The 24303-nt window shown below is 68.7% G+C and carries 20 protein-coding genes, 1 pseudogene and 1 riboswitch; of the genes and pseudogenes, 6 read left to right on the top strand and 15 right to left on the bottom strand.

The genetic code is table 11. The features are described 5' to 3' along the window. Positions 1–381, bottom strand: a pseudogene (locus tag QPR87_RS20845) (efflux transporter periplasmic adaptor subunit); the annotation flags it as partial. A gap of 318 nt (positions 382–699) precedes the next feature. Here QPR87_RS20845 and QPR87_RS20840 point away from each other — a divergent pair. The 6 genes from QPR87_RS20840 (at position 700) to thiC (ending at position 9833) form a co-directional block, all read left to right on the top strand. After that, entirely contained in the window at positions 700–1224 is a 525-nt protein-coding gene (locus QPR87_RS20840; protein ID WP_104494389.1) for a hypothetical protein, read from the top strand. 111 nt (positions 1225–1335) lie between these two features. Continuing rightward, complete coding sequence (locus QPR87_RS20835; protein WP_285051203.1) at positions 1336–1902, top strand: TetR/AcrR family transcriptional regulator; 567 nt, start codon at positions 1336–1338, stop codon at positions 1900–1902. A 38-nt stretch (positions 1903–1940) separates the two neighbouring features. Continuing rightward, a complete protein-coding gene (locus tag QPR87_RS20830) occupies positions 1941–3134 on the top strand; it encodes an efflux RND transporter periplasmic adaptor subunit (RefSeq protein ID WP_104494387.1) in 1194 nt (397 codons plus the stop codon). A 4-nt stretch (positions 3135–3138) separates the two neighbouring features. Continuing rightward, positions 3139–6264 carry a multidrug efflux RND transporter permease subunit gene (locus tag QPR87_RS20825; RefSeq protein WP_011749216.1) on the top strand — a complete coding sequence of 1042 codons (3126 nt, stop codon included), beginning with the start codon at positions 3139–3141 and terminating at the stop codon, positions 6262–6264. A 101-nt stretch (positions 6265–6365) separates the two neighbouring features. Beyond that, complete coding sequence (locus QPR87_RS20820) at positions 6366–7745, top strand: efflux transporter outer membrane subunit (RefSeq protein ID WP_285051202.1); 1380 nt, start codon at positions 6366–6368, stop codon at positions 7743–7745. 34 nt (positions 7746–7779) lie between these two features. Next, positions 7780–7910: riboswitch (TPP riboswitch) on the top strand. 123 nt (positions 7911–8033) lie between these two features. Continuing rightward, entirely contained in the window at positions 8034–9833 is a 1800-nt protein-coding gene (thiC, locus tag QPR87_RS20815) for a phosphomethylpyrimidine synthase ThiC (protein ID WP_285051201.1), read from the top strand. Positions 9834–9888: 55 nt separating this feature from the next. Here the strand turns inward: thiC and QPR87_RS20810 are convergent, their stop codons facing one another. The 14 genes from QPR87_RS20810 to iscR form a co-directional block, all read right to left on the bottom strand. Next, positions 9889–10644, bottom strand: a complete 756-nt coding sequence (locus tag QPR87_RS20810; RefSeq protein ID WP_285051200.1) for an exopolysaccharide biosynthesis protein — start codon at positions 10642–10644, stop codon at positions 9889–9891. Between the two features lie 107 nt (positions 10645–10751). Further along, positions 10752–11672, bottom strand: coding sequence for a carbohydrate kinase family protein (locus QPR87_RS20805; protein ID WP_285051199.1), 921 nt, complete (start codon positions 11670–11672; stop codon positions 10752–10754). A gap of 20 nt (positions 11673–11692) precedes the next feature. Continuing rightward, a complete protein-coding gene (locus QPR87_RS20800; RefSeq protein ID WP_285051198.1) occupies positions 11693–13000 on the bottom strand; it encodes a TFIIB-type zinc ribbon-containing protein in 1308 nt (435 codons plus the stop codon). A 9-nt stretch (positions 13001–13009) separates the two neighbouring features. Then, complete coding sequence (locus QPR87_RS20795; RefSeq protein WP_285051197.1) at positions 13010–14140, bottom strand: SPFH domain-containing protein; 1131 nt, start codon at positions 14138–14140, stop codon at positions 13010–13012. Positions 14141–14155: 15 nt separating this feature from the next. Further along, a complete protein-coding gene (locus tag QPR87_RS20790) occupies positions 14156–14821 on the bottom strand; it encodes a hypothetical protein (RefSeq protein WP_285051194.1) in 666 nt (221 codons plus the stop codon). Between the two features lie 6 nt (positions 14822–14827). Further along, positions 14828–15859: a DUF2927 domain-containing protein gene (locus QPR87_RS20785; protein ID WP_285051192.1), complete on the bottom strand. Its 1032-nt coding sequence runs from the start codon at positions 15857–15859 to the stop codon at positions 14828–14830. Continuing rightward, on the bottom strand, positions 15856–17031 hold the full coding sequence (locus QPR87_RS20780) for a toxic anion resistance protein (protein ID WP_285051190.1): 1176 nt from the start codon (positions 17029–17031) through the stop codon (positions 15856–15858). Before QPR87_RS20780 ends, QPR87_RS20785 begins: the two co-directional genes overlap by 4 nt. A 198-nt stretch (positions 17032–17229) precedes the next feature. Beyond that, entirely contained in the window at positions 17230–17664 is a 435-nt protein-coding gene (locus QPR87_RS20775) for a hypothetical protein (RefSeq protein WP_285051188.1), read from the bottom strand. An 84-nt stretch (positions 17665–17748) separates the two neighbouring features. Then, positions 17749–18762 (bottom strand): GlxA family transcriptional regulator, encoded by a 1014-nt coding sequence (locus tag QPR87_RS20770; protein ID WP_285051186.1) that lies wholly within the window; start codon positions 18760–18762, stop codon positions 17749–17751. A gap of 71 nt (positions 18763–18833) precedes the next feature. Then, the gene (locus QPR87_RS20765; RefSeq protein WP_285051184.1) at positions 18834–20168 is read right to left on the bottom strand and encodes an AI-2E family transporter; all 1335 of its coding nucleotides are present in this window, start codon (positions 20166–20168) and stop codon (positions 18834–18836) included. Positions 20169–20259: 91 nt separating this feature from the next. Beyond that, positions 20260–21483, bottom strand: a complete 1224-nt coding sequence (locus QPR87_RS20760; protein ID WP_011749229.1) for a saccharopine dehydrogenase family protein — start codon at positions 21481–21483, stop codon at positions 20260–20262. Positions 21484–21529: 46 nt separating this feature from the next. After that, a complete protein-coding gene (locus tag QPR87_RS20755) occupies positions 21530–22636 on the bottom strand; it encodes a carboxynorspermidine decarboxylase (protein WP_285051182.1) in 1107 nt (368 codons plus the stop codon). Positions 22637–22759: 123 nt separating this feature from the next. Further along, positions 22760–23785 (bottom strand): Gfo/Idh/MocA family protein, encoded by a 1026-nt coding sequence (locus QPR87_RS20750; RefSeq protein ID WP_104494177.1) that lies wholly within the window; start codon positions 23783–23785, stop codon positions 22760–22762. Positions 23786–23788: 3 nt separating this feature from the next. Continuing rightward, positions 23789–24247, bottom strand: a complete 459-nt coding sequence (iscR, locus tag QPR87_RS20745; RefSeq protein WP_011749232.1) for a Fe-S cluster assembly transcriptional regulator IscR — start codon at positions 24245–24247, stop codon at positions 23789–23791. Positions 24248–24303 lie beyond the last annotated feature (56 nt).

The raw sequence follows: 24303 nt of genomic DNA, 5'->3' as shown, positions 1-24303 counted from the left end.
CTCCACCCGCTGGCCCAGAACCACCGCCAGCTCGGTGATCCGACCCGAAACCTGCGCACCCACCGCAACAAGGTTCGAAGGCTTCAAACGACCCTCAGCAAGAACCGATACCTCAAGAGAACCGCGCGCGACCTCGGCGCTGATATAGCCGGGCGTCGCGGGTTTGCCCTGGGTGATCCCGGCCAGCCCGGCCCACAGGGCGACAAGCGCCGCGGCGATCAGGACAAGGAGGACGGGCTTGCGCATCGGGTGCTCCGTGACGTTCGGCCGGCGGCGGCCGGGCGACAGGGGATCGGCGCGGGCGCGGCCCTTGTCCGGGGCGGCCCGCCTGGCGATGCTTCTAGCGCGGTTCGCATCCCCGCGCGACCATGGTTTTCGCATTGCGGCCGCACCCGGGAGCACATCTTGTTGAGCGCTGCCCCGGTCGGGTTTCGGCATATATTTCAATGCGGATGTTCCGTTCACGGATGATCGGGGCAAGGGACACGGAGTCCTGATGGGACGGGATGCGCCCGCCGCGTGCCGGGGCGCAGGGCGCAGGCGGCGGGATCGGCCGGGCAATCCGCCGCCGTCTTGCGGTCCCGGCAGGCGCTGCGGGGACGGCTGCGACATCGCCGCCCCTTGCAGGCGCGGGTTCTCGTGCCTAAGTGGCCCTCGTGACCCGCCGGCAGCAAGAACAGAACAAAGGTCGAGCTGACGATGCGTTTTCTGCTGACATTCCATTCCGCGGCCACCGGGCAGTGGCGTTGCCTGGACACCGCGCTTCTTGCCGCGTTCCGGTCGGGCAGGGCAGAGGACCTGCCCGCGGCCCTGCGCGACGAGCCGGAGCTGGCGATGCGCTGGCTGCTTGGGCGCTATGAGATCGCCGAGGCGCTGACGCCCGCCGCGGAAGGCGCGGCACCGGCGCCAGGGCAGGGCGACCTGATCGCGGTCTATGCCCTTGGCGCCGAGCGATCCGTCATCGGCTTCGAGAACACCTATAACGGCGCCTGGCTGGAGATGTTCGTGCTGGAGAACCGGCCGCTGGGCCATATCGCCGCCCGCAAGGTCATGGCTCCGGCGCGGGCGATGGCCTCGCTGGAGGATCGCGTGGCGCGTCCCCTGCACGCCGCCGACGAAGCCTGCCGCCTGACGGTGAGCCGGATCATCGAGCATCAGCAGGTGCTGGACAGGCGGCGCAAGGACGGCGCCGGCCGGGCGACCCCCGAGGTGGAGAAAACCTGACGCCGGCCGCCGCGATCGCCCATGCCGGCGGCGAGGGGTGCGCATCGGGCGGTTGACAGCTTGCCGGCAGAATTATAAACGAACGGTCGTATTGAAATTATCGGACCGGATATGGGACGCAAGCGCACGATCGACCGCGACGAGCTGATGGCCGCCATCGAGCGGGTGGCGCGGCGCTCGGGCATCACCGGGCTCAGCATCGACGCCGTCGCCAAGGAGGCGGGGATCAGCAAGTCCAGCGTGGTCTATGATTGCGACAGCAAGGCCGGGCTGCTGGCCGCCTTCATCCGCCACAAGATGGCCCAGCATCAGGCGCGCTTCGTCGAGATCCGCGCCCGGTGCGAGGGCGAGCCGAACGCGCGGCTGCGCGCGCTGATCGACGAATACCGCCGCGTGCCGACCGACGAGGAGCTGGACATGGCGCTGCTGGTCAGCGCCAGCATGGGCGAGCATGCCGAATGCCGCGAGATCATGCGCGAAAAGCTGGCCAGCGATGCCGAGACGGTGGCGGCCCAGGCGGCCGACCGGCGGCGGATGCTGATGGCGCTGCTGACGCTGCACGGCATGGCGTTCCTGGAATATTTCGGCTTCCACCGTTTCGACCAGGAAACCCGCAACGAGATCCTTGATGAATTGATGGCGGTCGCGGAAAGCGACCCCGGCGCAGCCGGAGACTGACCCCTCCCCGAACCATTCAGCCTTCCCAGGAAAGAACCATGACCATGAGACTTTCTCCCGGCGTCTGCGCCGGGCTTGTGCTTTGCTGCCTGATGGCGGCCGCCCCGGTGGCGGCGCAGCAACTGCCGCCGCCGCAGGTCAGCGTGCAGGAAATGACGCCCGAGGCGCTGCCGGTGGTGAACGAATTGCCCGGCCGCGTGGCCGCGACCCGCACCGCCGAGGTGCGGCCGCGCGTCGGCGGCATCGTGATCGAGCGCGTCTTCGAGCAGGGCGGCAAGGTCGAGGCGGGCGATGTGCTTTACCGCATCGACCCCGCCCCCTATGACGTGCGCGTCGCCAGCGCCGAGGGCGCGCTGGCCCGGGCCGAGGCCACGGCGCTGAACGCCGCCGACCAGGAAAAGCGTGCCCGCGCCCTGCGCGAGCGCAAGGTGACGGCGGGGGTCGACCTGGACAATGCCGCCACCGCGCTGGCCCAGGCCCAGGCGGATGTGGCCATCGCCCGCGCCTCGCTGCAGGAGGCGCAGCTGAACCGTTCCTATACCGAGGTCGCGGCGCCCATCGCCGGCGTGGTCGGCCGGGCGCTGGTGACCGAGGGCGCGCTGGTCAACGCCCAGACCGACATCATGGCGACGATCCAGCAGCTCGACCCGGTCTATGTGGACTTCACCCAGTCCTCGTCCGAACTGTTCGCGCTGCGCCGGGCCCTGGCGGCGGGGCAACTGGCCATGATCTCGGCCGACGCGGCGGCGGTGCGGCTGATCTTCGACGACGGCAGCGAATATGCCCATCCCGGCAAGCTGCTGTTTTCCGAGGCGAGCGTGGACAGCTCGACCGGGCAGATCACGCTGCGCGCCGAGTTCCCGAACCCCGAGGGCGACCTGCTGCCCGGGCTTTACGTCCGGGTGCGGATCGAGCAGGCGGTGCGCGACAACGCCCTGACCGTGCCGCAGATGGCGGTGCAGCGCGACCAGTCGGGCCAGGCCTATGTCTATGCGCTGAAGGATGCCGACACGGTCGAGCGCCGCGACGTGACGCTGGGCCAGACCGCCGGCAACCGCTGGCTGGTGGAAAGCGGGCTGAAGCCGGGCGACCGCGTCGTGGTGGCCGGCGCGCAGAAGCTTTACCCCGACGCCAAGGTGGTGCCGCAGCCTGTGGACGCGGCCCAGCCGGCGGTGCCGGCCGGTGCCGCCGCGGCGGCCGAAGCGCCCGCCCCGGCGCCTGCGCAGGAGTAGGGCGATGGCACGGTTCTTCATTCACCGGCCGGTGCTGGCCTGGGTGATCTCGATCTTCATCGTCATCGCCGGGGTGCTGGCGCTGCCGATGATGCCCATCGCGCAATATCCGCAGGTGGCCTGGCCGCAGATCACCATCTCGACCGCCTATACCGGCGCCGCGCCGGGAGAGATCAACCAGGCCGTCGCCCAGCCCATCGAGGACGAGTTGAACGGCGTCGAGGGGCTGGCCTATTACGAATCCGTCTCGGACAGTTCGGGGGCCATGTCGATCACGGCGACCTTCGAGCCGGGCACCGACATCGCCCGCGCCCAGGTGGACGTGCAGAACGCCGTGGCGCGGGTCGAACCGCTCTTGCCGCAAAGCGTGGTCGACCAGGGCGTGCTGATCGAAGAGGCGGGCACGGGCTTCCTGATGATGGTCGCGCTGACCTCGGACGACGGGGCGATGGACGACATCGCGCTGGGCGATTACCTGAACCGCAACGTGGCGGGCGAGATCCGCCGCATCGAGGGCGTGGGCCGGGCGCAGGTCTTTGCCCCGGAACGGGCGCTGCGGATCTGGGTCGATCCGGCCAAGATGACCGGGCTGAACCTCAGCTCGGCCGAGATCGTCGCGGCGGTGCGGGCGCAGAACGCGCAGGTCGCGGCGGGCAAGGTCGGCGCCGACCCGAACCCCATCGGCCAGCAGCTGACCGCGACCGTGCTGATCAAGGGGCAGCTCGACGATGTCGAGGAGTTCGGCAAGATCGTGCTGCGCGCCAATCCCGACGGCTCGACCGTGCTGCTCCGCGACGTGGCCCGGCTGGAGGTGGGCGCGGAAAGCTACAGCTTCGCCTCGCGCATCAACGGCAAGCCGGCGGCGGCGCTGGGCATCCAGCTTTCGGCCGCCGGCAATGCGCTGAGCACCTCCGAGGCGGTGCACCAGAAGATGGAGGAGCTGTCGCGGTTCTTCCCCGACGGCGTCAGCCATACCATCCCCTATGACACTACCCCCTTCGTCGAGGCGTCGATCGAGAAGGTGCTGCACACGCTGCTGGAGGCGGTGGCGCTGGTCTTTGTGGTGATGTTCCTGTTTTTGCAGAATTTCCGCTATACTATCATCCCGACCATCGTGGTGCCCATCGCGCTGACGGGGACGGTGGCGGTCATGCTGGCGGCGGGGTTCTCGATCAACGTGCTGACCATGTTCGCCATGGTGCTGGCCATCGGCATCCTGGTCGACGACGCCATCGTGGTGATCGAGAACGTCGAGCGCATCATGGCGACCGAGGGGCTGCCCCCGCGCGAGGCGACGGAAAAGGCCATGGGCCAGATTTCGGGCGCCATCGTCGGCATCACGCTGGTCCTGGCGGCGGTCTTCGTGCCGATGGCCTTCTTTCCCGGCTCGTCGGGCATCATCTATCGCCAGTTCGCGCTGACCATGGTGGTGTCGATCCTGTTCTCGGCCTTCCTGGCGCTGACGCTGACCCCGGCGCTTTGCGCGACCTTCCTGAAGCCGATCAGCGGCCATCACGAAAGGAAGGGCTTCTTCGGCTGGTTCAACCGCAATTTCGACCGGCTGACCGAGCGTTACACCAGCGCGGTCGGACTGGTCACGCGGCGGCGGCTGGTGATGATGGCGTTCTATCTGGTGCTGGTCGGCGCGACGGCCATGGGTTTCCTGCGCCTGCCGACCAGTTTCCTGCCGAACGAGGACCAGGGCTTCATCATCGCCGACATCCAGACCCCGGCCACGGCGAGTTCCAACCGCACGGACGAGGTGCTGGGCCAGGCCACGCAGATGTTCCAGCGCAGCGATGCGGTCGAGAATACCGTGGCGATCCGCGGCTTCAGCTTTTCGGGGCAGGGGCCGAACGCGGGGCTGATGTTCGTCACCTTCAAGGACTGGGCCGAGCGCGAGCAATCGGCGCAGGACATCGCCAATGCCGCGAACATGGAGATGTTCGGCTATCAGGACGCGCAGGCCTTTGCGCTGTCGCCGCCGCCGATCCCCGGCTTCGGCGCCACCGGCGGCTTCAGCTTCCGCTTGCAGGACCGCGGCGGGCAGGGGCAGGAGGCGCTGCTGGCAGCCGCTCAGCAGATCATCGCCAAGGCGCAGGAAAACGGCATCGCCACCGGGCTGCGCATCGAGGGGCTGCCCTCGGCCGCGCAGGTCTTCGTCACCATCGACCGCGAAAAGGCCAATGCCTTCGGCGTGACCTTCGCCGACATTTCGGCGACGATCTCGCAATACCTGGGCTCGGCCTATATCAACGACTTCCCCAATGCCGGGAAGATGCAGCGCGTGGTCATGCAGGCCGAGGACGACAGTCGCATGCAGGCCGAGGACATCCTGGCGCTGACCGTGCGCAACGCGGGTGGCGGGATGGTGCCGTTTTCCTCGTTCGCCAGCGTGGCATGGGAGCAGGGGCCGTCGCAGGTCGTGGGCTATAACGGCTATCCCGCGATCCGCATCGCCGGCGCTGCCGGCCCGGGCTACAGCTCGGGCGCCGCCATGGCCGAGATGGAGCGGCTGGCGGCCGAGCTGCCGCCGGGCTTCGGCTATGAATGGACCGGGCAGTCGCTGGAGGAGATCCAGGCCGGTAGCCAGGCGACGCTGCTTTACGCGATGAGCATCCTGTTCGTCTTCCTGCTGCTTTCGGGGCTTTACGAAAGCTGGTCGATCCCGCTTTCGGTGATGCTGGTGGTGCCGCTGGGCGTCCTGGGCTGCGTCGTCGCCGTCATGCTGCGCGACATGCCCAACGACATCTATTTCAAGGTGGGGCTGATCGCGATCATCGGGCTTTCCGCCAAGAACGCCATTCTGATCGTCGAGTTCGCCAAGGACCTGCGCGAGCAGGGGCAAAGCCTGATCGACGCGGCGGTGACGGCGGCGAAGCTGCGCTTTCGCCCGATCCTGATGACCTCGCTGGCCTTCACGCTGGGCGTGGTGCCGCTGGCCATCGCCACCGGACCCTCGGCGGCCAGCCAGAACGCCATCGGCACCGGGGTGATCGGCGGCATGGTCGCGGCCACGGTGCTGGCGGTGTTCTTCGTGCCGGTGTTCTTCGTCTTCGTGCTGGGCGGGGTCAGCCGGCTGACCGGCGGCAGGACGGCGGCCGGGCCGCAGGCCGATACGGCGGGCTAGGCTCCGGCGCCGCCGCAAGGCACGGGCGGGACCAAGGCCGCCCGTGCCGCCATTTCCCTTTCCGCGGCCCCAGCCGGGCCGCGTTCAACAGAGAGTTTCGGATGATCCAGACCTTGCCTCTTTCCCGCCGCGGCCTGCTGGGCGGGCTTGTCTCGACCCTGGCGCTGGCCGCCTGCAACCCGGTCAGCCATACCGCGCCCCGCGCCGAGGTGGCCGGCGCCTTCGCCGCCAGTTCCCCGGCCCGCCGCGCCGGCGCCAACGCCTGGTGGGCGGCGTTCCGCGACAAGCGGCTGGACGGGCTGATCGCCGCCGGACTGAATCGCAACCTGGACGTGCAGACCGCCGTCGCCACCATCCGCGAGGCCCAGGCCAATGCGCGGCTGGTCGGCGCCAGCGACCTGCCGCAGGTCGATGCGCAGGGCGCGGCGGCGCGCAACCGCAGCGAGACCGGCATCGTCGAAAGCAGCTCGGCCACGCTGGGCGTGTCCTGGCTGGTCGATCTGTTCGGCCAGAACCGGGCGGCGCGGCAGGGCGCCTCGGCCCGGCTGGACGCGGCCTATCTGTCGGCCGAGGTGGCGCGGCTGACCGTGGCCAGCGCCATCGCCTCGGCCTATGTCGACGCGCGCTATTACCAGGAGGCGCTGGCGCTGACCCGGCAAAGCCTGACCAGCCGCAAGCGCACGCTGGAGATGACCCGCACCCAGGACGCCTTCGGCAGCGTCTCGCGGCTGGAGGTGCTGCAGGCCGAGCAACTGGTGGCGCAGGCCGAGGCGGCGCTGCCGGGGCTGGAGGTCGGCTTCGACCAGTCGGTGAACCGGCTGGCCACGCTGACCGCCGGGCGCAGCGCCGATCTGGCGGCGCAGCTGCGCCAGGGCGGCGGCCAGCCGCGCGCCCGCTACAGCGCCAGCGTCGGCGTGCCGGCCGACGTGGTCCGGGTGCGCCCCGACGTGCGCATGGCCGAGCGCAACCTGGCCGCCGCCGCCGCCGATGTGGGCGAGGCGCAGGCGGCCTTCTATCCGCGGCTGACGCTGTCCGGCTCGATCACGCCGACGAATATCGGCGGCGGCGGCAGCAGCAAGAGCTGGGGCTTCGGGCCGCAGATCTCGCTGCCGCTGTTCTCGGGCGGGGCGAACCAGGCGCAGCTTTCCGCCGCGCAGGCGCGGGCGGAACAGGCGCGGCTGGCCTGGCAGGCCTCGGTCCTGGGCGCGGTCGAGGAGGTCGAGAACGCGCTGGCCGGCTATAACCGCGACGCCCGCGCCGTCGCCGCGCAATCGCGGCTGGTCGAGAACGCGCGCGAGACGGTGAACCTGACCCGCAGCTCCTATGAGCTGGGCGAGGCGGATTTCTTCCCGGTCCTGGATGCCGAGCGCAGCCTGCTGTCGGCCCGGCAGGAACTGGCCGCGGCGGTGCGCCAGCAGGCGCTGAACTTCGTCGCGCTCAGCGCCGCCTCGGCCGGGGGTGTCGGCCTGCCCGCCACCTGAGGGATTGACCGCCCGGCGGGAAACGGCCATGCTCCCCTCACGTCAGGGGAGTCCCGCCTAGGGGACTGAGAGGCTGACAGGGACCGCCCATGGGCGGTTCCGGTGAAGCGACCCTTTGAACCTGACCCAGTTGATGCTGGCGTAGGAAGACCGAAGGGCAGCTTTCCCCATATGCAGATCGCGGGGTGGTCCTTTCGGGCCATCGGGCCCTTTGCGCGTGATCCGCGGGGCCGGCATGGTCCCTTTCTGCCCTGTTTTCCTCTGGGTCTTTCGCCGAAGGAGGACCAGATGAGCCAGACCATCCCGCAAATCACCACCGGCCCGCTGCCCGGATCGCGCAAGATCCATGTGCCGGGCAGCCTGCACGACATCCGCGTGCCCATGCGCGAGATCGCCGTCTCGAACGAGCCGCCGCTGGTCGTCTATGACAGCTCCGGCCCCTATACCGACGCGGCGGTGCAGGCCGACATCGCCCGCGGCCTGCCGGACCTGCGCGGCGACTGGCAGCTGCGGCGCGGCGACGTGGCGCCCTATCCCGGCCGGCAGGTCACCGCCGCCGACAACGGCTTTGCCGAGGGCGCGCGGCTGACCCCCGCCTTTCCGCTGCGCCGCGATCCCCTGTGCGCGGCGGCGGGCCGGGCGGTGACGCAGCTGGCCTATGCCCGCGCCGGCATCGTCACCCCCGAGATGGAGTTCGCGGCCATCCGCGAGAACGAGGGGCGGCTGGCCGCCCATGCCCGCGACGGCGCGCCGATGGGGGCCGAGCTGCCCGATCTGGTGACGCCGGAATTCGTGCGGGCCGAGATCGCCGCCGGCCGCGCCATCATCCCGGCCAACATCAACCACCGCGAGTTGGAGCCGATGATCATCGGCCGCAATTTCAAGGTCAAGATCAACGCCAATATCGGCAACTCCGCCGTCACCTCCAGCATGGAGGAGGAGGTCGAAAAGATGGTCTGGGCGATCCGCTGGGGCGCGGACACGGTGATGGACCTGTCCACCGGCCGCAACATCCACAACATCCGCGACTGGATCATCCGCAACGCGCCGGTGCCCATCGGCACCGTGCCGCTGTATCAGGCGCTGGAGAAGGTCGGCGGCGTGGCCGAGGATCTGAGCTGGGAGGTGTTTCGCGACACGCTGGTCGAACAGGCCGAGCAGGGCGTGGACTATTTCACCATCCATGCCGGGGTGCGGCTGCACATGATCCCGCTGACCGCGCGGCGGGTGACGGGGATCGTCAGCCGCGGCGGCTCGATCATGGCGAAATGGTGCCTGCACCACCACCGCGAGAGCTTCCTTTATGAACGCTTCGACGAGATCTGCGAGATCATGCGGGCCTATGACGTCAGCTTCAGCCTGGGCGACGGGCTGCGTCCCGGCTCGATCGCCGATGCCAATGACGAGGCGCAATTTGCCGAACTGCGCACCCTGGGCGAGCTGACGAAGATCGCCTGGGCGCGGGATTGCCAGGTGATGATCGAGGGGCCGGGCCATGTGCCGATGCACAAGATCAAGGCCAATATGGAGGAGCAGCTGCGGCATTGCCACGAGGCGCCGTTCTATACGCTTGGCCCGCTGACCACCGACATCGCACCGGGCTACGACCACATCACCTCGGCCATCGGGGCGGCGATGATCGGCTGGTTCGGCACGGCGATGCTGTGCTATGTCACGCCCAAGGAGCATCTGGGCCTGCCCGACCGCGACGACGTCAAGACCGGCGTCATCACCTACAAGCTGGCCGCCCATGCCGCCGATCTGGCCAAGGGCCATCCCGGGGCGCAGCGGCGCGACGATGCGCTGTCGCGCGCACGGTTCGAGTTCCGCTGGCAGGACCAGTTCAACCTGGGCCTGGACCCGGACACCGCGCAGGCCATGCATGACGAGACGCTGCCGAAAGAGGTGCACAAGCTGGCGCATTTCTGTTCGATGTGCGGGCCGAAGTTCTGCTCGATGCGGATCTCGCACGACATTCGGGCCGAGGCTGAAAAGCAGGCCGGCATGGCGCGCATGGCCGAGAAGTTCCGCGAGGGCGGGGCGCTTTACCTGCCGGTTGCGGAAAGCGTGGCGGAGGCGGCCGATTGATCCGCGGGGGCGCGGCTTCTGGCCGCGCCCGCCTGCCTTGGCGTTTCGTGCGCGGTCAGGCAAGGAGCAGGGCGAGGCCGCGGAAGAACGCCCAGATCACGCCCCAGACGACGGCGGCGGCCAGGACGGCGATCAGGCTGCCGGCGACGATCCAGATCCCGTCCCGTTCCAGAACGCCGAGCGCGAGGACGGAAATCGCCAGCGCCGGCAGCATGTTGCCCAGCGGGATCGGCAGCAGCAGCAGGATGGAGAGCACCAGGCAGAGCGCGCCGATGATGTGCAAGGCCAAGGGCCCGGTCAGCACCGGAATGCGCGGCGAGAGCAGCCTTTCGGCCCGGGCCAGAAAGGGGGCGCTGCGCGCGATGATCGCCGCGAAATCCGCCCGCGGCACCGAACGCCCGGCGATGAAGCGGGGCAGCCATGGCCTGTGGCCCAGCATCATCTGGAAGGACAGGTAGACCAGCGGCAGGCCCAGGATGCCCGCGGTGCCCGGCGGCATCGGCAGGACGTTGGGAAAGGCGAAGAGCAGCAGAAGGCCGGCGGTCGCGCGCCCCTCCAGCAGGACCAGCAGATCGGTGACGCTGATCCGGGCGCGCGTGTCGTCGTCGGCGATCCGCATCAGGAATTGCGAGAGGTGCTGCCGGTGGGTTCGACCTTCGGCAGCCGGGTCGTCCGGGGTGCCGGCGTCGCCATTCGGCGGCATCGGGTCTTTTGGCGGGGGTGTGGGTTCGGGGAGTTGGTTCTGCGACATGCGGTCCTGGTTCCGGGGGCTGCCTTGGTCGTCGGCGTCGAAACCCGCAGCCCTGGCCATGGGTTCCCCCCGTCCTCGTCAAGGCTGCGCGAGACCGGGGCGGGGCCGAGGGCGGCCGCCTTGCGTCTTGAGTATTTGAGGAACGAAGAAGCCGGGGCCGCCGCCGGTCAGGACGGCAGCGCGGCCAGTTCGTGCGCCCAGGGCGGGTTGGCGCCGGGGCGCGAGACGGTGATCGCCGCCGCCCGGGTGCCGAGCGCAAGTGCGGCGGCGATGACTTCCGGGGTCAGGCGCTGGATCCCCTTGCGCGTCAGCACGCCGGCGCGGTCGAGCGCGGCCAGCACTCCGGCGTTGAAGGTGTCGCCGGCGCCGATCGTGTCGGCGACCTCGACCCGCACCGCCTGCGCGGCAAGCGGTGCGCCCGACCAATGCGCCCGCGCGCCGGCCGAGCCGCCGGTCTGGAACACCACCCGCGGCCCGCGGTCGAGGATGGCGGCGGCGGCTTCCTCGAAGCTGGCGCCCGGCATCAGCCATTCCAGGTCGTCCCCCGAGAGCTTGACCAGATCGGCCATGCCGATGAGCCGGTCGAGCCGGGCGCGATAGGCGGCCTCGTCGGCGATGAAGAAGGGGCGGATGTTGGGATCCAGCATCACCGGCATGCGGTGGCGGACGCGTTCCACCAGCGCCTCGACGGCGCTGCCGCAGGGATCGGGCACCAGGCTGATGCCGCCGATGAAGAGCGCCGAGACATCGTCGGGAATGTCGGGCAGGGCGCCGGGGGCGAACATGCGCCCGGCCGAACCCTCGTCATAGAAGGAATAGCGCGCCTCGCCCCCGGTCAGGGTGACGAAGGCCAGCGTGGTCAGCCGGTCGCTGCGCGGGCAGAGGCCGGTATCCACCCCCGCCTCGGCCAGCGGGCGCAGCAGCATGTCGCCGAAACCGTCGCGCGAGATCGGCCAGAGATAGCCCGCCTGCGCGCCCATGCGGCCAAGCGCGATGGCGGTGTTGTAGACCGCGCCCCCGGGCAGGGGCCGGTAATTGGCGCCTTCGGGCACCATGTCGATCAGCGATTCCCCGGCGCAAAGGATCATGGCCTTCCCCCTCCCGTTTCTCAGCCGCTTCGGACGGCTGGACCGCCCGCTCCTGTCTCCTGATAGCGGTAACTGCCGCTCATGGAAATATCCGGCGTGAGGGGTGCCGCGCCGATGCGGACGAAATCGCCGCGCTCGTTCAGCCAGAGCAGCGCCAGAAGCAGGGCGAGCGCCAGCAGGACGGCAAAGGCGATCTTCCAGACCGACCAGGGCCGTTCGCCCTGGACGCGGCCGGACTGGCCGTTGACGACGAAGCGGTAGCTTTTGCCGTTGTAGCGATAGGCGGCGGTCCAGACCGGCAGCAGGACATGCTTGAAGGTTTCGTCGCTGTAGCGGGTCTCGATGCCGGTGATGCGCTGTTCGTTGCCGCCGATGGCGCGGCGCACGTCCATGGCGATGACGCCGGCCATTTCCTGACGCGCGATGCCGTGGCCGGAGGCGAGCGGGATCGTATAGCCCTCGGCCAGGAAGCCGGCGAGGTATTCCGGCTGGTAGGGGACGAGGTGCGACAGCTCCCAGGGCGTCAGCGCGTCGGTGATGCGGCGCGGCAGCGAGCTGGAGGCGAGCACCAGGACATCGTCGAAATCCCGCGCCACCTGGCCCGAGACCGGGGTCCAGCGCGTCTTGCGCACCTGCTGGGCGACGCGCTGCTGGCGGCCGTTCACCATCTGCGTGACGTAGACCGTCTCGTAATACCAGTCGCCGCGCGCGCCGGTATAGCGCGAGGCGGTGTCGGCGTCGAAAGTCCAGAAGGGCGAATAGACCCCGCTCATCCTCTTGCCGCGCCGGGCATAGGCGGTCAGGCCCGAGGGCGCGAACCACAGCCCGTGCAGCCAGTCCTCGAGCGCGGTTTTCGCCTGCGCTTCGGTGATGACGAAGGGCAGCACGCCCTGCGGCTTGATGTGGCGGGTGGTGCCGGTGTCGGTGACGACGGCGGTGGCGCAGAACGGGCAGGCCGAGGCGTGGCGGTCGCTGGTGATCTCGACCTTGGCGCCGCAATTCGGGCAGGAGAGGGTGCGGACCGTTTCGGTCAGGTCGCTGTGTTGGTCCAGCGAAAGCCCGTGTTCCAGCGGCAATTCGCGCAAGCCCGGCGACTTGTGCCCGCCGTCCCATTGCAGCGCCCGCCCGGTCGCCGGGTCGAGCAGGATAGCGCTTTCGCCCCATGGCCCCTGCTGCGGCTGGCGGGCCGGCGCGCGGGCGGGGCCGGGACCGATATGCTGCTCATGCCCGCAATAGGGGCAGACGAGGCTTTGCTGGCCGGGCGAGAATTCCAGGCTCGCGCCGCAATTCTCGCACGGATAGCGATATTCCGAGGGCGGCGTCGGCATTCCGGCCGGTCACTCCGCCTTGGGGATCGGCGGCGGGGGCGGCGCGACGGTGAAGAGCTGGGCGAGTTCCGCGACCTCATCGGCCGGCTTCCAGCCGTCCTGGCCGGGGGTCCAGACCAGCGTTTCGCGGGTAAAGCCGCCCTCGCGCACCAGGCGGCCGAGATGGGCGCGGCCATAGGGGCCGTCGGCCTGGCCGTTCACGGCGATGTGCCAGACGGTCTCGGGGTGGTGCAGCGGCGGCGGGGTTTGCGGCGCCTGCTGCTGGGGAGGCTGCTGGGGAACGGCGCCCCAGGGGCCGCGCTGCGCCATGGCGACGCCCATGCCCGCACCAAGGCCGGCGCCGATGCCCGCGCCCATGCCGCCGGGCTGGGTCGAGGCGTTCAGCATCGCCTCGGATGCGGCATATTGGCCAAAGCGGTTCAGGTCGCCGACGATGCCCATCGAGGTGCGCTTGTCGAGCATCTTTTCCACCTCGTCGGGCAGGCTGATGTTCTCGATGTAGAATTCCGGGATGGTCAGGCCGTAGGCGGCGACGGTCGGGCCGATCGCCTTGGCGACCATCTGGCCCAGGTCGCCGGTATTGGCCGCCATGTCGAGCACCGGGATGCCCGAGCCCGCGATCATGCGCGAAAATTCCTGCACGATGATGTTGCGTAGCTGGAAGCTGATCTCGTCGCGGGTGAATTCGCCGTCGGTGCCGACGATCTCGGTCATGAAGCGGCCGGGGTCGGTCACGCGCATGGAATAGGTGCCGAAGGCGCGGATGCGGACGGGTCCGAATTCCGGGTCGCGCGCGATCACCGGGTTCTTGGTGCCCCATTTCAGGTCGTTGAAGCGGGTGGTGTTGACGAAATAGATCTCGGACTTGAAGGGCGAACGGAAGCCGTGGTCCCAGTGCTGCAGCCGGGTCAGGATCGGCAGGTTGTTGGTTTCCAGCATGTAGAGGCCGGGGGCGAAGACGTCGGCAAGCTGGCCTTCGTGGATGAAGACGGCGGCCTGGCCCTCGCGCACGGTCAGCTTGGCGCCGTATTTGATCGCCTTGCCGCCGGTCGGGTAGCGATAGACCATGGTGTCGCGCGAGTCGTCGGTCCATTCGATGATCTCGATGAACTCGCCGCCGAGGATGTTGAAGAGGGACATGGGGCTGCCTTTTCGTTACTGGGCCGCGGGCAAGAGCGTGTCGAGGTATTGTCCGTCCGAAGCCCGTCCGGCGATATCGATGAGGATACCGCTGAGAGAGCCCCGTTCGTCAAGCAACCAGACGGCGGCAAGCCCGCCATCCATCCCGGTCGAGGCGATGAAGATGGGCCGGTCGTCGGGCGGGATGGGCAGCCAGCGGGCGAAATTCATCTTTTCTTGAAGAATGGGTGATAGCCAGTCGAAACTGTCGCCCAGCCCCTTTTCCAGACGGGATTCGCCCCATGCCACCAATGCCCGGCCGCCCTCCAGATCGCCCAGGGCGATCGTCGCGGCATCGACGCCGAACTCGATTCTCTCTCCGGTCGCCTTCGGCTCGCCCCCCGCCGCCTCCAGCCAGAGGGCGAGGTTGCGGCCCTGTTCGTCCGAACGGCTGAAGACGCGCAGCGCCGCGGTGGCCAGCCGGCGCGGGTCGCGGATGTGGTAATCGTCGCCCCAGGTCGGGTCGCCGACGAAAAGCATGCCGCTGGGCAGTTCGAGCAGGCCGTGATCGGTCCAGGCGCCGGGCTGGCCGGAAGCCTGCGCGATCCAGTCGCGGGCGGGCGTGGCGTCAGGCCCAGCATTGCCGGACCCTGCCGCACCGAGGGCCAGCAAGGCGACGAGCAGGCGGGCAGGCCAGCGCATCGCCGCCTATACCTCGGTCCCGAGCAGTTCGCGGGCGATCTGCAGCACGATGGGGCGGGCCTCGGCCTCGGTCATGCCGGGGCGCAGGCGCGGGTCGTAGAGGATCTGCAGCAGCAGCTCGTCATGCCGGGTCAGGTAGGCGAATTCCTCGTCGTCGTTGAAGACCGAGGGCCGCGCGCGCGGGCTGTCATTGGCCAGCCCCATGCTTTGCGCCAGCTCCTCATGGATGCACGAGCGGCGCAGGCGCGGCGGCAGTTCGGCCCGGATCAGCGCCACGGCCTGGGCATAGACCGGGGAGTTGCCGCTGGAATAGGCGAAGACCGTGCAATAGTTCTGCGGCGCCAGGTCGCGCAGCGCGGCGATGTCGCCAGAGGGAATGCCGGGCATCAGCGAGGACAGGCGCGGGCCGATGGCGCGGCGCTCGTCCTCGTTCAGGATCAGCACGTTGACGTTGCCGGCGCCGCCGGTCAGCGCCACCGGATGGCCGCTGACGCGCGCCAGCCGCGCGGCAAAGCCCGCAATCTCGGCCCGGTCGCGGGCGCGCTGGTCGGGGGCGACCGAATCGCCGAATTCCAGCCGCATCAGGACCGGCTGCTGCCAGCGCCGCAGGGGCGCGGGCGTCGGGCGCGAGATCAGCTTGCCGCCTTCGCGCATATATTCGTCATGCAGCGCGACCTCGATGAAGGCATCGGTCAGCTTTTCCGGGGTCAGCGCGATCTCGGACCCCGCATCGGTGCGCAGCCGGCCGCGGGCGATCAGCGCCTCTTCGATGCCGGCGAGATAGTCGCGCATGTTGCGGCTGGCGGGCGAGGCGGCGGCGGCCTCGGCCCGCGCGGCAGCGGCACGGGCGTTTTCGGCGCGCTCCCGGCGCAGCGCGGCCTGATCGACCGGGGGCGGGGCGGGGCGGTCGGGCGGCGGCGGCGCCTCGACCGCGGGTGGCGGCGCCTCTGCCGGCGGCTCGGGCGCGCAGGCGGCCAGCAGCGCCAGCAGCGCAAGGGCCGCAGAGCGCGGCAGGCGGGAACGGGCTGTCAGGGTCACGGTGTCTTTGCTGCGGGGGTTGCGGATCGGGCACTGGCCGAGGCGAGGGTCTTGCGCAATTCGGCCTCCATCAGCTTGAGGTCCTCTTCGGCGGCGGCGCGCCGGGTGCGGCCTTCGTCGGCGATGCGCAGGCTGTCCTCGATGGTCGAGATCAGCTCGGCGTTGGCGGTGCGCACGGCCTCGATGTCGAAGACGCCGCGCTCGACCTGGGTGCGGATCTGGGCATTGGCTTCGCGCAGGTTTTTGGCGTTGGCGGTCAGCAGGTCGTTGGTCAGGTCGTTCGCCTCCTTGACCGCGCGGGCGGCCTCGGCGCTGCGCTGGATGGTGACGGCCTGCGCCAGTTGCGTCTCCCACAGCGGCACGGTGTTCACCAGCGTCGAATTGATCTTGGTCACCAGCGACTTGTCGTTTTCCTGCACCAGCCGGATCGAGGGCAGCGACTGCATCGTCACCTGCCGGGTCAGCTTGAGGTCGTGCACGCGGCGCTCCAGGTCGTCGCGGGCCGAGCGCAGGTCGCGCAGTTCCTGCGCGGCCATCACCTTGTCGTTCTCGGCCGCGGCCTCGACGGCGGCCTCCTTGGCGGGGATTTCGTCGCGGTCGATCTGGGCCAGCTTTTCCTCGCCCGCGGCGATGTAGAGCGCCAGTTCGTCATAGAAGTTCAGCGTGCGGTCATAAAGCAGGTCGAGCGACCGGATGTCCTTGAGAAGCCGGTGCTGGTGCTGGTCCAGATCCATGGCGATGCGGTCGATCTGGCCCTGCACCTCTTCGTAATTGGCCACGAACTTGGCAAAGGGCGCGGCACGGCCCAGCAGCCTTTCCCACCAGCTGCGCTGGCGGCGCACGTCCAGTTCGCTGACCGAGAAACCGCGGATGGTGGTCACGATCTCGCGCAGCGACTCGCCGGCGGGGCCCACGTCCTTGTTCTTGACATCGGCCAGCATGGCCTGGCTGATTTCCTGGAGTTCGTTCTGGGCGCGCGCCCCGAAATGCACGATCGAGTCGGAATCGCGGATATCGACCTCTTCCATCCGCCGGCGGATCTCGGCGGCGACGGCGGGCTCGGCCTCGGTCAGCGTCGGCGCGGCGGCGGGCGGCTCGGGCAGGACGACGGCGGTCACGGTCTGGATCTCGTCCAAGGCGGCTTGGGCGCTGGCCTGCGTCTGGGTGGTCATCCGGCTTCGTCCTTTCATGGTGGAACAGGGTCCCGGCCGCAGAATAGGCCGTTTCCTGCCGAGTTCAACGAGAGGCCGCGGCGAAGGTTCCCTTTGCTTTCGCGGGTGTTGCCATCCTGCCGGCCATCCGGCCAGCGCGCCAAAAAAATGGCGGCCCCGGCAAGCGGGACCGCCACGCATCGTCCACGGGGGGCCTGTCTACTGCGGCCTGACCAGAACGAGATCGTTCGGGCGCCTCTGCCCTTCGGGCAGGGCGAGGTAGCGGTCGTAGTCCGGGGCGACGATCAGCCGCACCGCGCCGCCCTCGCGCGCCGCCTTCAGGTTCTGCGCGCTGGTCCTTTCCAGGTCCCCCAGCGTCGTCTCCAGCGCCGAGGCCAGGAACAGCGACCGCACCTCGAACAGCTTGGCCACATAGGGGCTGTAGCCCGCGACGGTCCAGGTCGTCCCGGCCCGCTCGCCCTCGCCGTTCACGATCAGATCCAGCGACCAGCCGCCCTGCGCGTCGGTCGTCGCCTCGACCTGCTCGGTCACCACCCGCACGCCGCCCTCGAATACGTCCGAGCCCTGAAGCGTCGCGACGATCTTGCCCGCGGCGTCCATCAGCACGCCCCTGACTGTGGCTTTGTTCGGCATCTCACCCTCTCCTCATCCGAATGGCGCAGCGATTATCCGGGCAAGGCCCACGCGTTGCAGAAAGCCGGACTGCAACGGACGGGGCTAGGGGGCGTCCTCGGCCAGCAGGCCGCGGTTCTGGCGCCAGAGGTCGGGGGTGGTGCCCTCGGTCTCGCGAAAGACGCGGATCAGGTGCGAGGCGTCGCAGAAGCCGGTCTCTTCGGCGATGCGGGTGACGGTGCGGTCGGTGCGCGCCAGCAGCATGCGGGCCTGCGCCAGCCGGATGCGGATCGAGGCATCGGCGGGCGGGATGCCCAGGTCGGCGTTGAAATGCCGTTCCAGCTTGCGCCGCCCGACGCCCAGGTCCCTGGCGATGCGGGCGATTGGCAGGGGGGCGTGCAGGTTCTGCTGCATGGCCAGCAGGGCGCGGCGCACCAACGGGTCGCGGGCATTGAGTTCCAGCGGCAGGCCGGGCTGCGGGCGGTCGCCGGCCATCGGCTCGTCGATCATCAGGATCGACAGCGCCTTGCGCGCCGCGGCGCGGCCCAGGTGCCGGTCGATCAGGAAGGCGGCCAGATGCGCGGCGCTGACCCCGCCCGAGCAGGAGATCCGGTCGCGATCCACCACGAAGATCTGGTCCGAGACCGGGCGCATCCTTTCGAACTCCGCCAGGAAATCCTGGTGGTGGAACCAGCTGACGCAGCAGCGATAACCGTCCATCAGCCCGATGCGGGCCATGGCGAAGACCCCGGTGCAAAGTCCGCCGAGCGCCACCCGCCCCATGGCGGCGCGGCGCAGGAAGGCGGCCTGTTCCGGCGAGAGGCCCGGGCCGCCGTCGATCAGCCCGCCCACGGTGATGATGTAGTCGAAGCGGGCGGGATCGCCCAGCCGTTCCTCGGGCTCGATCCGCATGCCGCAGGAGGATTGCACCGGCGCCATGTCGGCCGAAAGCACCCGCCAGCGGCAGCGGATGGGGCGCGAGCCGTCGCCGTCGTCGGCCGCCAGCCGCAGCACGTCCACGAAAGTGGCAAAGGCCGACAGCGTGAAGCGCGGCGTCAGCAGGAAGCCGATCTGCAATCGCGGCTGGTTGAGGTCGGGCGAGGGGTCGTGTCCGGGCATCTGTCGCGATTCGTCCATGATTGGCGTCGCGATCATGCCATGTTTTCGCCAATTATCCAGAGCCGTCGCGATCAATCCTTGGTGGCCAGCACCATGGTCTCCGCCGAGGCCGCGGCGGCATCCCCCGCCTCGTCGCCGGCCTCGACCAGTTCGCGCGCCTCTTCCTCGTCATCGTCCTCCAGCGCGGGCGGGTCCTCGCCGGCCAGGAAGTTGCCGAATTTCTGCAAGCCCGGGATGTGTTCGGCCAGCACCCGCATCACCACCAGCAGCGGCACCGCGACGATCATGCCGATCACCGACCAGAGCCAGGCCCAAAGCGCCACGGTCAGGAACACCACCACCGTATTCAATTGCAAGCGGCGCGAGACGAAATAGGGCGTGATGAGCTGCCCCTCCAGCGCGGTGATCGCCAGATAGGTCAGGCCCACCATCAGCGGCGCGAAGAGATCGTCGAAGACGAAGACGCCGACCAGCGTCGCGATGATGATGCCGGCCACCGAGCCCAGATAGGGGATGAAGTTCAGCAGGAACGCCGCGAGCCCGAACAGCACCGGGCTGGGCATGCCCCAGGCCCACATCGCCAGCCCGATGGCCACCCCGAGGCAGGCGTTGATCAGCGTGATGGCGCCCAGATAGGTGCCCAGGCTGTCCTCGATCTCGCGCAGCGCCAGGTAGGCGGCGCGCTTTTCGCGCATGGAATCGAAGCTTTGCACGATCTTCAGGTAAAGCAGGTCGCCCGAGGAGATCAGGAAGAACAGCAAAAACAGCGTGAAGATGATCTGGCCGACCAGCGCCGGGCCGAGGTTCAGCGCGCTGGCGAGGGTCGAGGTCTCGGGCGTGGCGTTCACCTCGACCTGGATCTGCTGGTCGGGCGGTTGCGGCGCACCGGGGGCGGGGATCGCGCTGAGCGTGCCGGTCAGCGTCGCGTCGGGCGGTGTCTCGCCGGGCGGCGCTGCGGGCTCGGGCGGGGAGGAGGAGCCGCCCGCGATCTCGTCGATCTTTTCGGCGGCGCGCTCCAGCCCGCGAAAATTGCTGCGGATCTCGGTAAAGCGCTGTTCCAGCCGCTGGGTGATCTGCGGCGCGTTCTCGATCAGCCGGTTGGCGGGGCCCGAGATGACGAAGCCGATCAGCACCACCGCCACCACCAGTCCCAGCGAGACGATGGCGGCGGTGATCACGGCGCCGATGCCCAGCCGTTCCATCAACCGCCGGAAGGGGATGAAGACGAAGAACAGCAGGATCGCCAGCGTCACCGGCATCAGGAAGCTGCGGGCCTGCGCGAAGAAACTGAAAAGCAGGATGACGAAGATGCCGATCACCGCCCAGTTGGCGACCTTGGCCACGCCCTTGTCCGAGGGCGGGGAAAGCGGAAACATGTGGCTGCGGCGTTCCCGATCTGACGGCATGCGTCCCCTCCCCGTTTTGCGCGAGGGAAACGCGAAGCCCGCGGTCGGGTTCCCCCGCCGCGGGCGTTTTCAGATGCCGGCCCGGCCGTGCCTACAGCGGGTGGTCGCCGGTGGCGTCGATGACACGGGTGGGCAGGCCCAGTTCGCCCAGCAGTTCAAGGAAGGGGCGGGCCGCCAGATCCTCGACGTTGACCATGCGCTTCACGTCCCAGGTGCCGCGCGCGACCAGGATCGCCGCCGCGACCGGCGGCACGCCCGCGGTATAGCTGATGCCCTGGCTGCCGACTTCGTTATAGGCGTCCTTGTGGTCGGCGACGTTGTAGATGAAGACCTCGCCCGGCTTGCCGTCCAGCGTGCCCTTGACCAGGTCGCCGATGCAGGTCTTGCCCTCGTAATCGGGCGCGAGGCTCGCGGGGTCGGGCAGCACGGCCTTGACCACCTTCAGCGGCACGACCTCCTGCCCCTCGGCGGTCTTGACCGGCTGCTCGCTGAGCAGGCCCAGGTTCTTCAGCACGGTGAAGACGTTGATGTAATGCTCGCCGAAGCCCATCCAGAAGCGCACGTCGGCGTCCTTGTAGCGGGCCGAGAGGCTGTGCACCTCGTCATGGCCGGAAAGGTAGGCGGTGCGCTTGCCGACGACGGGCAGGTCCCATTCGCGGCCAACCTCGAACATCTTGTTCTGGCGCCATTCGCCGCCCTGCCAGCTATAGACGGTGCCGGTGAATTCGCGGAAATTGATCTCGGGGTCGAAATTGGTGGCGAACCAGCGGCCGTGGCTGCCGGCGTTGATGTCCACGATGTCGATCGAGTCGATCTTGTCGAAATACTCGTCCTCGGCCAGCCGGGCATAGGCGTTGACCACGCCCGGGTCGAAACCCGCGCCCAGGATGGCGGTGACGCCGGCAGCCGCGCAGTCCTCGCGGCGCTTCCATTCGTAGTTGGCATACCAGGGCGGCGTCTCGCAGACCTTGGCGGGATCCTCGTGGATGGCGGTGTCGATATAGGCGGCGCCGGTGTCGATGCAGCCTTGCAGCACGGTCATGTTGACGAAGGCCGAGCCGACGTTGATGACGATGCCGGCCTCGATCCCGCGGATCAGCTCGGCTACGGCCTTGCTGTCCATCGCGTCCAGCGGATGCGCGGTGAATTCGACCGAATGGCCCTTTTCACGAATGCTCGCGATGATCTTCTCGGCCTTGGACACGGTTCGGCTGGCGATATGCAGCGTTCCGAATTCCTTGGCGTTCTGCGCCACCTTGTGCGCGACCACCTGGGCGACGCCGCCGGCGCCGATGATGAGCACGTTCTTGGCCAATTCAGTCTCCTTTTCGGGGCTGGGAAAGGGGATGGCTTGCGCCTGGTCAGGACAGGCTGGCTTTGTAGTCGTCATAGGTGAACCGGCGAACCTCGCGGATCGTTCCGTCCTCGTCCCGGATCGCGATCGCGGGCATGGGGACGCCGTTGAACCAGTTCTTCTTGACCATGGTGTAGCCGCCGGCATCGGCGATGCTGAGCCGGTCGCCCACCTTCAGCGGCTGCGCGAAGCGGCCCTCGCCGAAGATGTCGCCGGCCAGGCAGGTCTTGCCGGCGATCTGCCAGGGATGCTCGCCGTCCTGCGGCAGCTTCGCCGTCTCGCGATAGATCAGCAGGTCGAGCATATGCGCCTCGATGCTGCTGTCCACGATGGCCACGTCCTTGCCGTGATGGATCACGTCCAGCACCGTGACCTCCAGCGAGGTCGAGCGGGTGATGCTGGCCTCGCCCGGTTCCAGGAAGACCTGCACGCCGAAGCGTTCCGAGAACGCCCTGAGCCGGTCGGCAAGACGGTCCAGCGGATAGCCTTCGCCGGTGAAATGGATGCCGCCGCCAAGGGAAACCCAGTCGAGCCTTTCCAGGAAGCCGCCGAACTCGGTCTCGATCCGGGCAAGCTGCGCGTCGAACAGCTCGAAATCGGCATTCTCGCAATTGTAGTGGATCATCACGCCCGAGATGCGGTCGAGCGCCTGTTCCAGCCGGTTGAGGTCCCATTCGCCCAGGCGCGAGAAGGGCCGGGCCGGGTCGGCCAGGTCGAAGCCGCTGGTCGAGAATCGCGGGTTCAGCCGCAGCCCCATGGTGATGCCGCGCTGGGCCGCCCTGGCGCCGAAGCGGTCGAGCTGGCCCAGGCTGTTGAAGATGATCTTGTCGGCGTAACCCAGCGCCTCGTCGATCTCGTGATCGGCCCAGGCGACGGAATAGGCATGGGTTTCCTTGCCGAATTCCTCATGCCCCAGCCGCAGCTCGAACAGCGAGGACGAGGTGGTGCCGTCCATGAAGTCGCGCATGAAGTCGAAGGCAGACCAGGTGGCGAAGCATTTCAGCGCCAGGAGGCATTTCGCGCCCGAGCGTTCGCGCAGATAGCGGATTCGCTCCATGTTCTCCCGCAGCCGGGCGAGGTCGATCAGGTAATAGGGCGTCTGCAGATCGGACATGGCGCGGATCCTCTGGTCTTGCGACCGCGAAAGCGGAAAACGAATGGCTCATTTAGGCCCCCGAGCCGCGTTTCGCAAGAAAGCGTGACGGGCGTGTGACGGCGGGTGCGATGGACGGGTGCGTCAGATGCGCAATCGCACCGGCTGGCCCGTGCGCACCGATTCGTCGGCGGCGAGGCAAACGGCGAGCGACGAGACCGCATCCCGCATGTGGCGGTCCAGGTCCATGTCCTCGGCGATGGCGCGGGCCATGAAGGCGGCCTCGGCGTCGCAAAGCTCCTGATGGCCGGGCTCGTCCTGCATCGAGATGTCGCTGTCCGGCTCTCCGACGCGATGCAGGCGCAGGGTCGCGGTCCGGGTATGGGTGTCGATGTCGTCCGAGCGCGCATCCTCGGACATGCGGATGCTGACGGCGCCGCGCGGGCTGACCACGTCCTTCACGAAAAAGGCGGTGTCGGACATCATCGGCCCCCAGCCGGCCTCGTACCAGCCCAGCGAGCCGTCATCGAAGATCACCTGGAAATGGCCGTAGTTATACATCTCGGTCGCGATCTCGTCCGAGAGGCGCAGCCCCATGCCGCGCACCTCGACCGGGCGCGCGTCGGTGATCTGGCACATGACGTCGACGTAATGCACGCCGCAATCGACGATGGGCGGCGTGGTGCGCATCAGCGCCTTGTGGACCTGCCAGGTGGCGCCCGAGCTTTGCTGGTTCAGGTTCAGCCGGAAGACATAGGGCCCGCCGAGCGCGCGGGCCTCGGCGATCAGGCGCTGCCAGCTGGGATGGTGGCGCAGGATGTAGCCGACGACCAGCTTGCGGCCGGTCTCGCCCGCGCATTCGACCACGCGGCGGGCATCCTCGACCGTGGTGGCCAACGGCTTTTCGACGAAGACATGCGCGCCCGCCCGCATGGCGGCGACGGCATATTCGGCATGGCTGTCGGAATAGGTGGAGACGACTGCGACATCGGGGCGCAGGCGGTGCAGTGCCTCGTGGAAGTCCTGGCTTTGCGGGATCGCCGCAAGCTCGGGCGGCAGATCGACGGGCGAGCGGTTGACGAGGCCGACCAGTTCGGCACCCGGCTGCTTCAGCCAGGCCAGCGCGTGGCTGCGACCCATGTTGCCCAGACCGGCGACCAGCACCCGCATGGCTCAGTCGTCCACGATCGAAAGGATCTTGGGCAGGGCCGGGCAGGGCAGCAACTGGTTGCGGGCCACATCCGCCAGGGTGTGGTTGTGCAGGAACACGTAGACATGCGCCGACAGGCTTTCCCACAGCCGGTTCGACAGCGTCTGTGCGCGCGAGCCGGAAATCCCGCCCGAGGCACCGGCGCCGATATGCAATGCGCTGACGGTTTCGTCCACCGCCTCCAGCACGTCGGCGACGCGGATCGTCTCGGGCGCCTTGGCCAGCCGGTAGCCGCCGCCCGGGCCGCGCACCGAATCGACCAGCCCGGCCCGGCGCAGCCGTACGAAAAGCTGCTCCAGATAGGGCAGCGAGATGTCCTGCCGCTTGGAGATCTCGGCCAGCGAGGTCAACTCGTCGCCCTTGGCGATGGCCAGATCGACCAGGGCGACCATTGCGTAACGTCCCTTGGTGGACAGTTTCATCTTGCCTCTCCTCCAGTCGCACACCATTGACGGCGCCCGAGCCAGGGGCTAATTCC

The sequence above is a fragment of the Paracoccus sp. SSJ genome (genome assembly GCF_030234105.1).
Classification (GTDB): Bacteria; Pseudomonadota; Alphaproteobacteria; order Rhodobacterales; family Rhodobacteraceae; genus Paracoccus; species Paracoccus denitrificans.
Note: the sequence above shows the minus strand (reverse complement) of the source record. Positions and strands in the feature narration are given on the sequence as shown.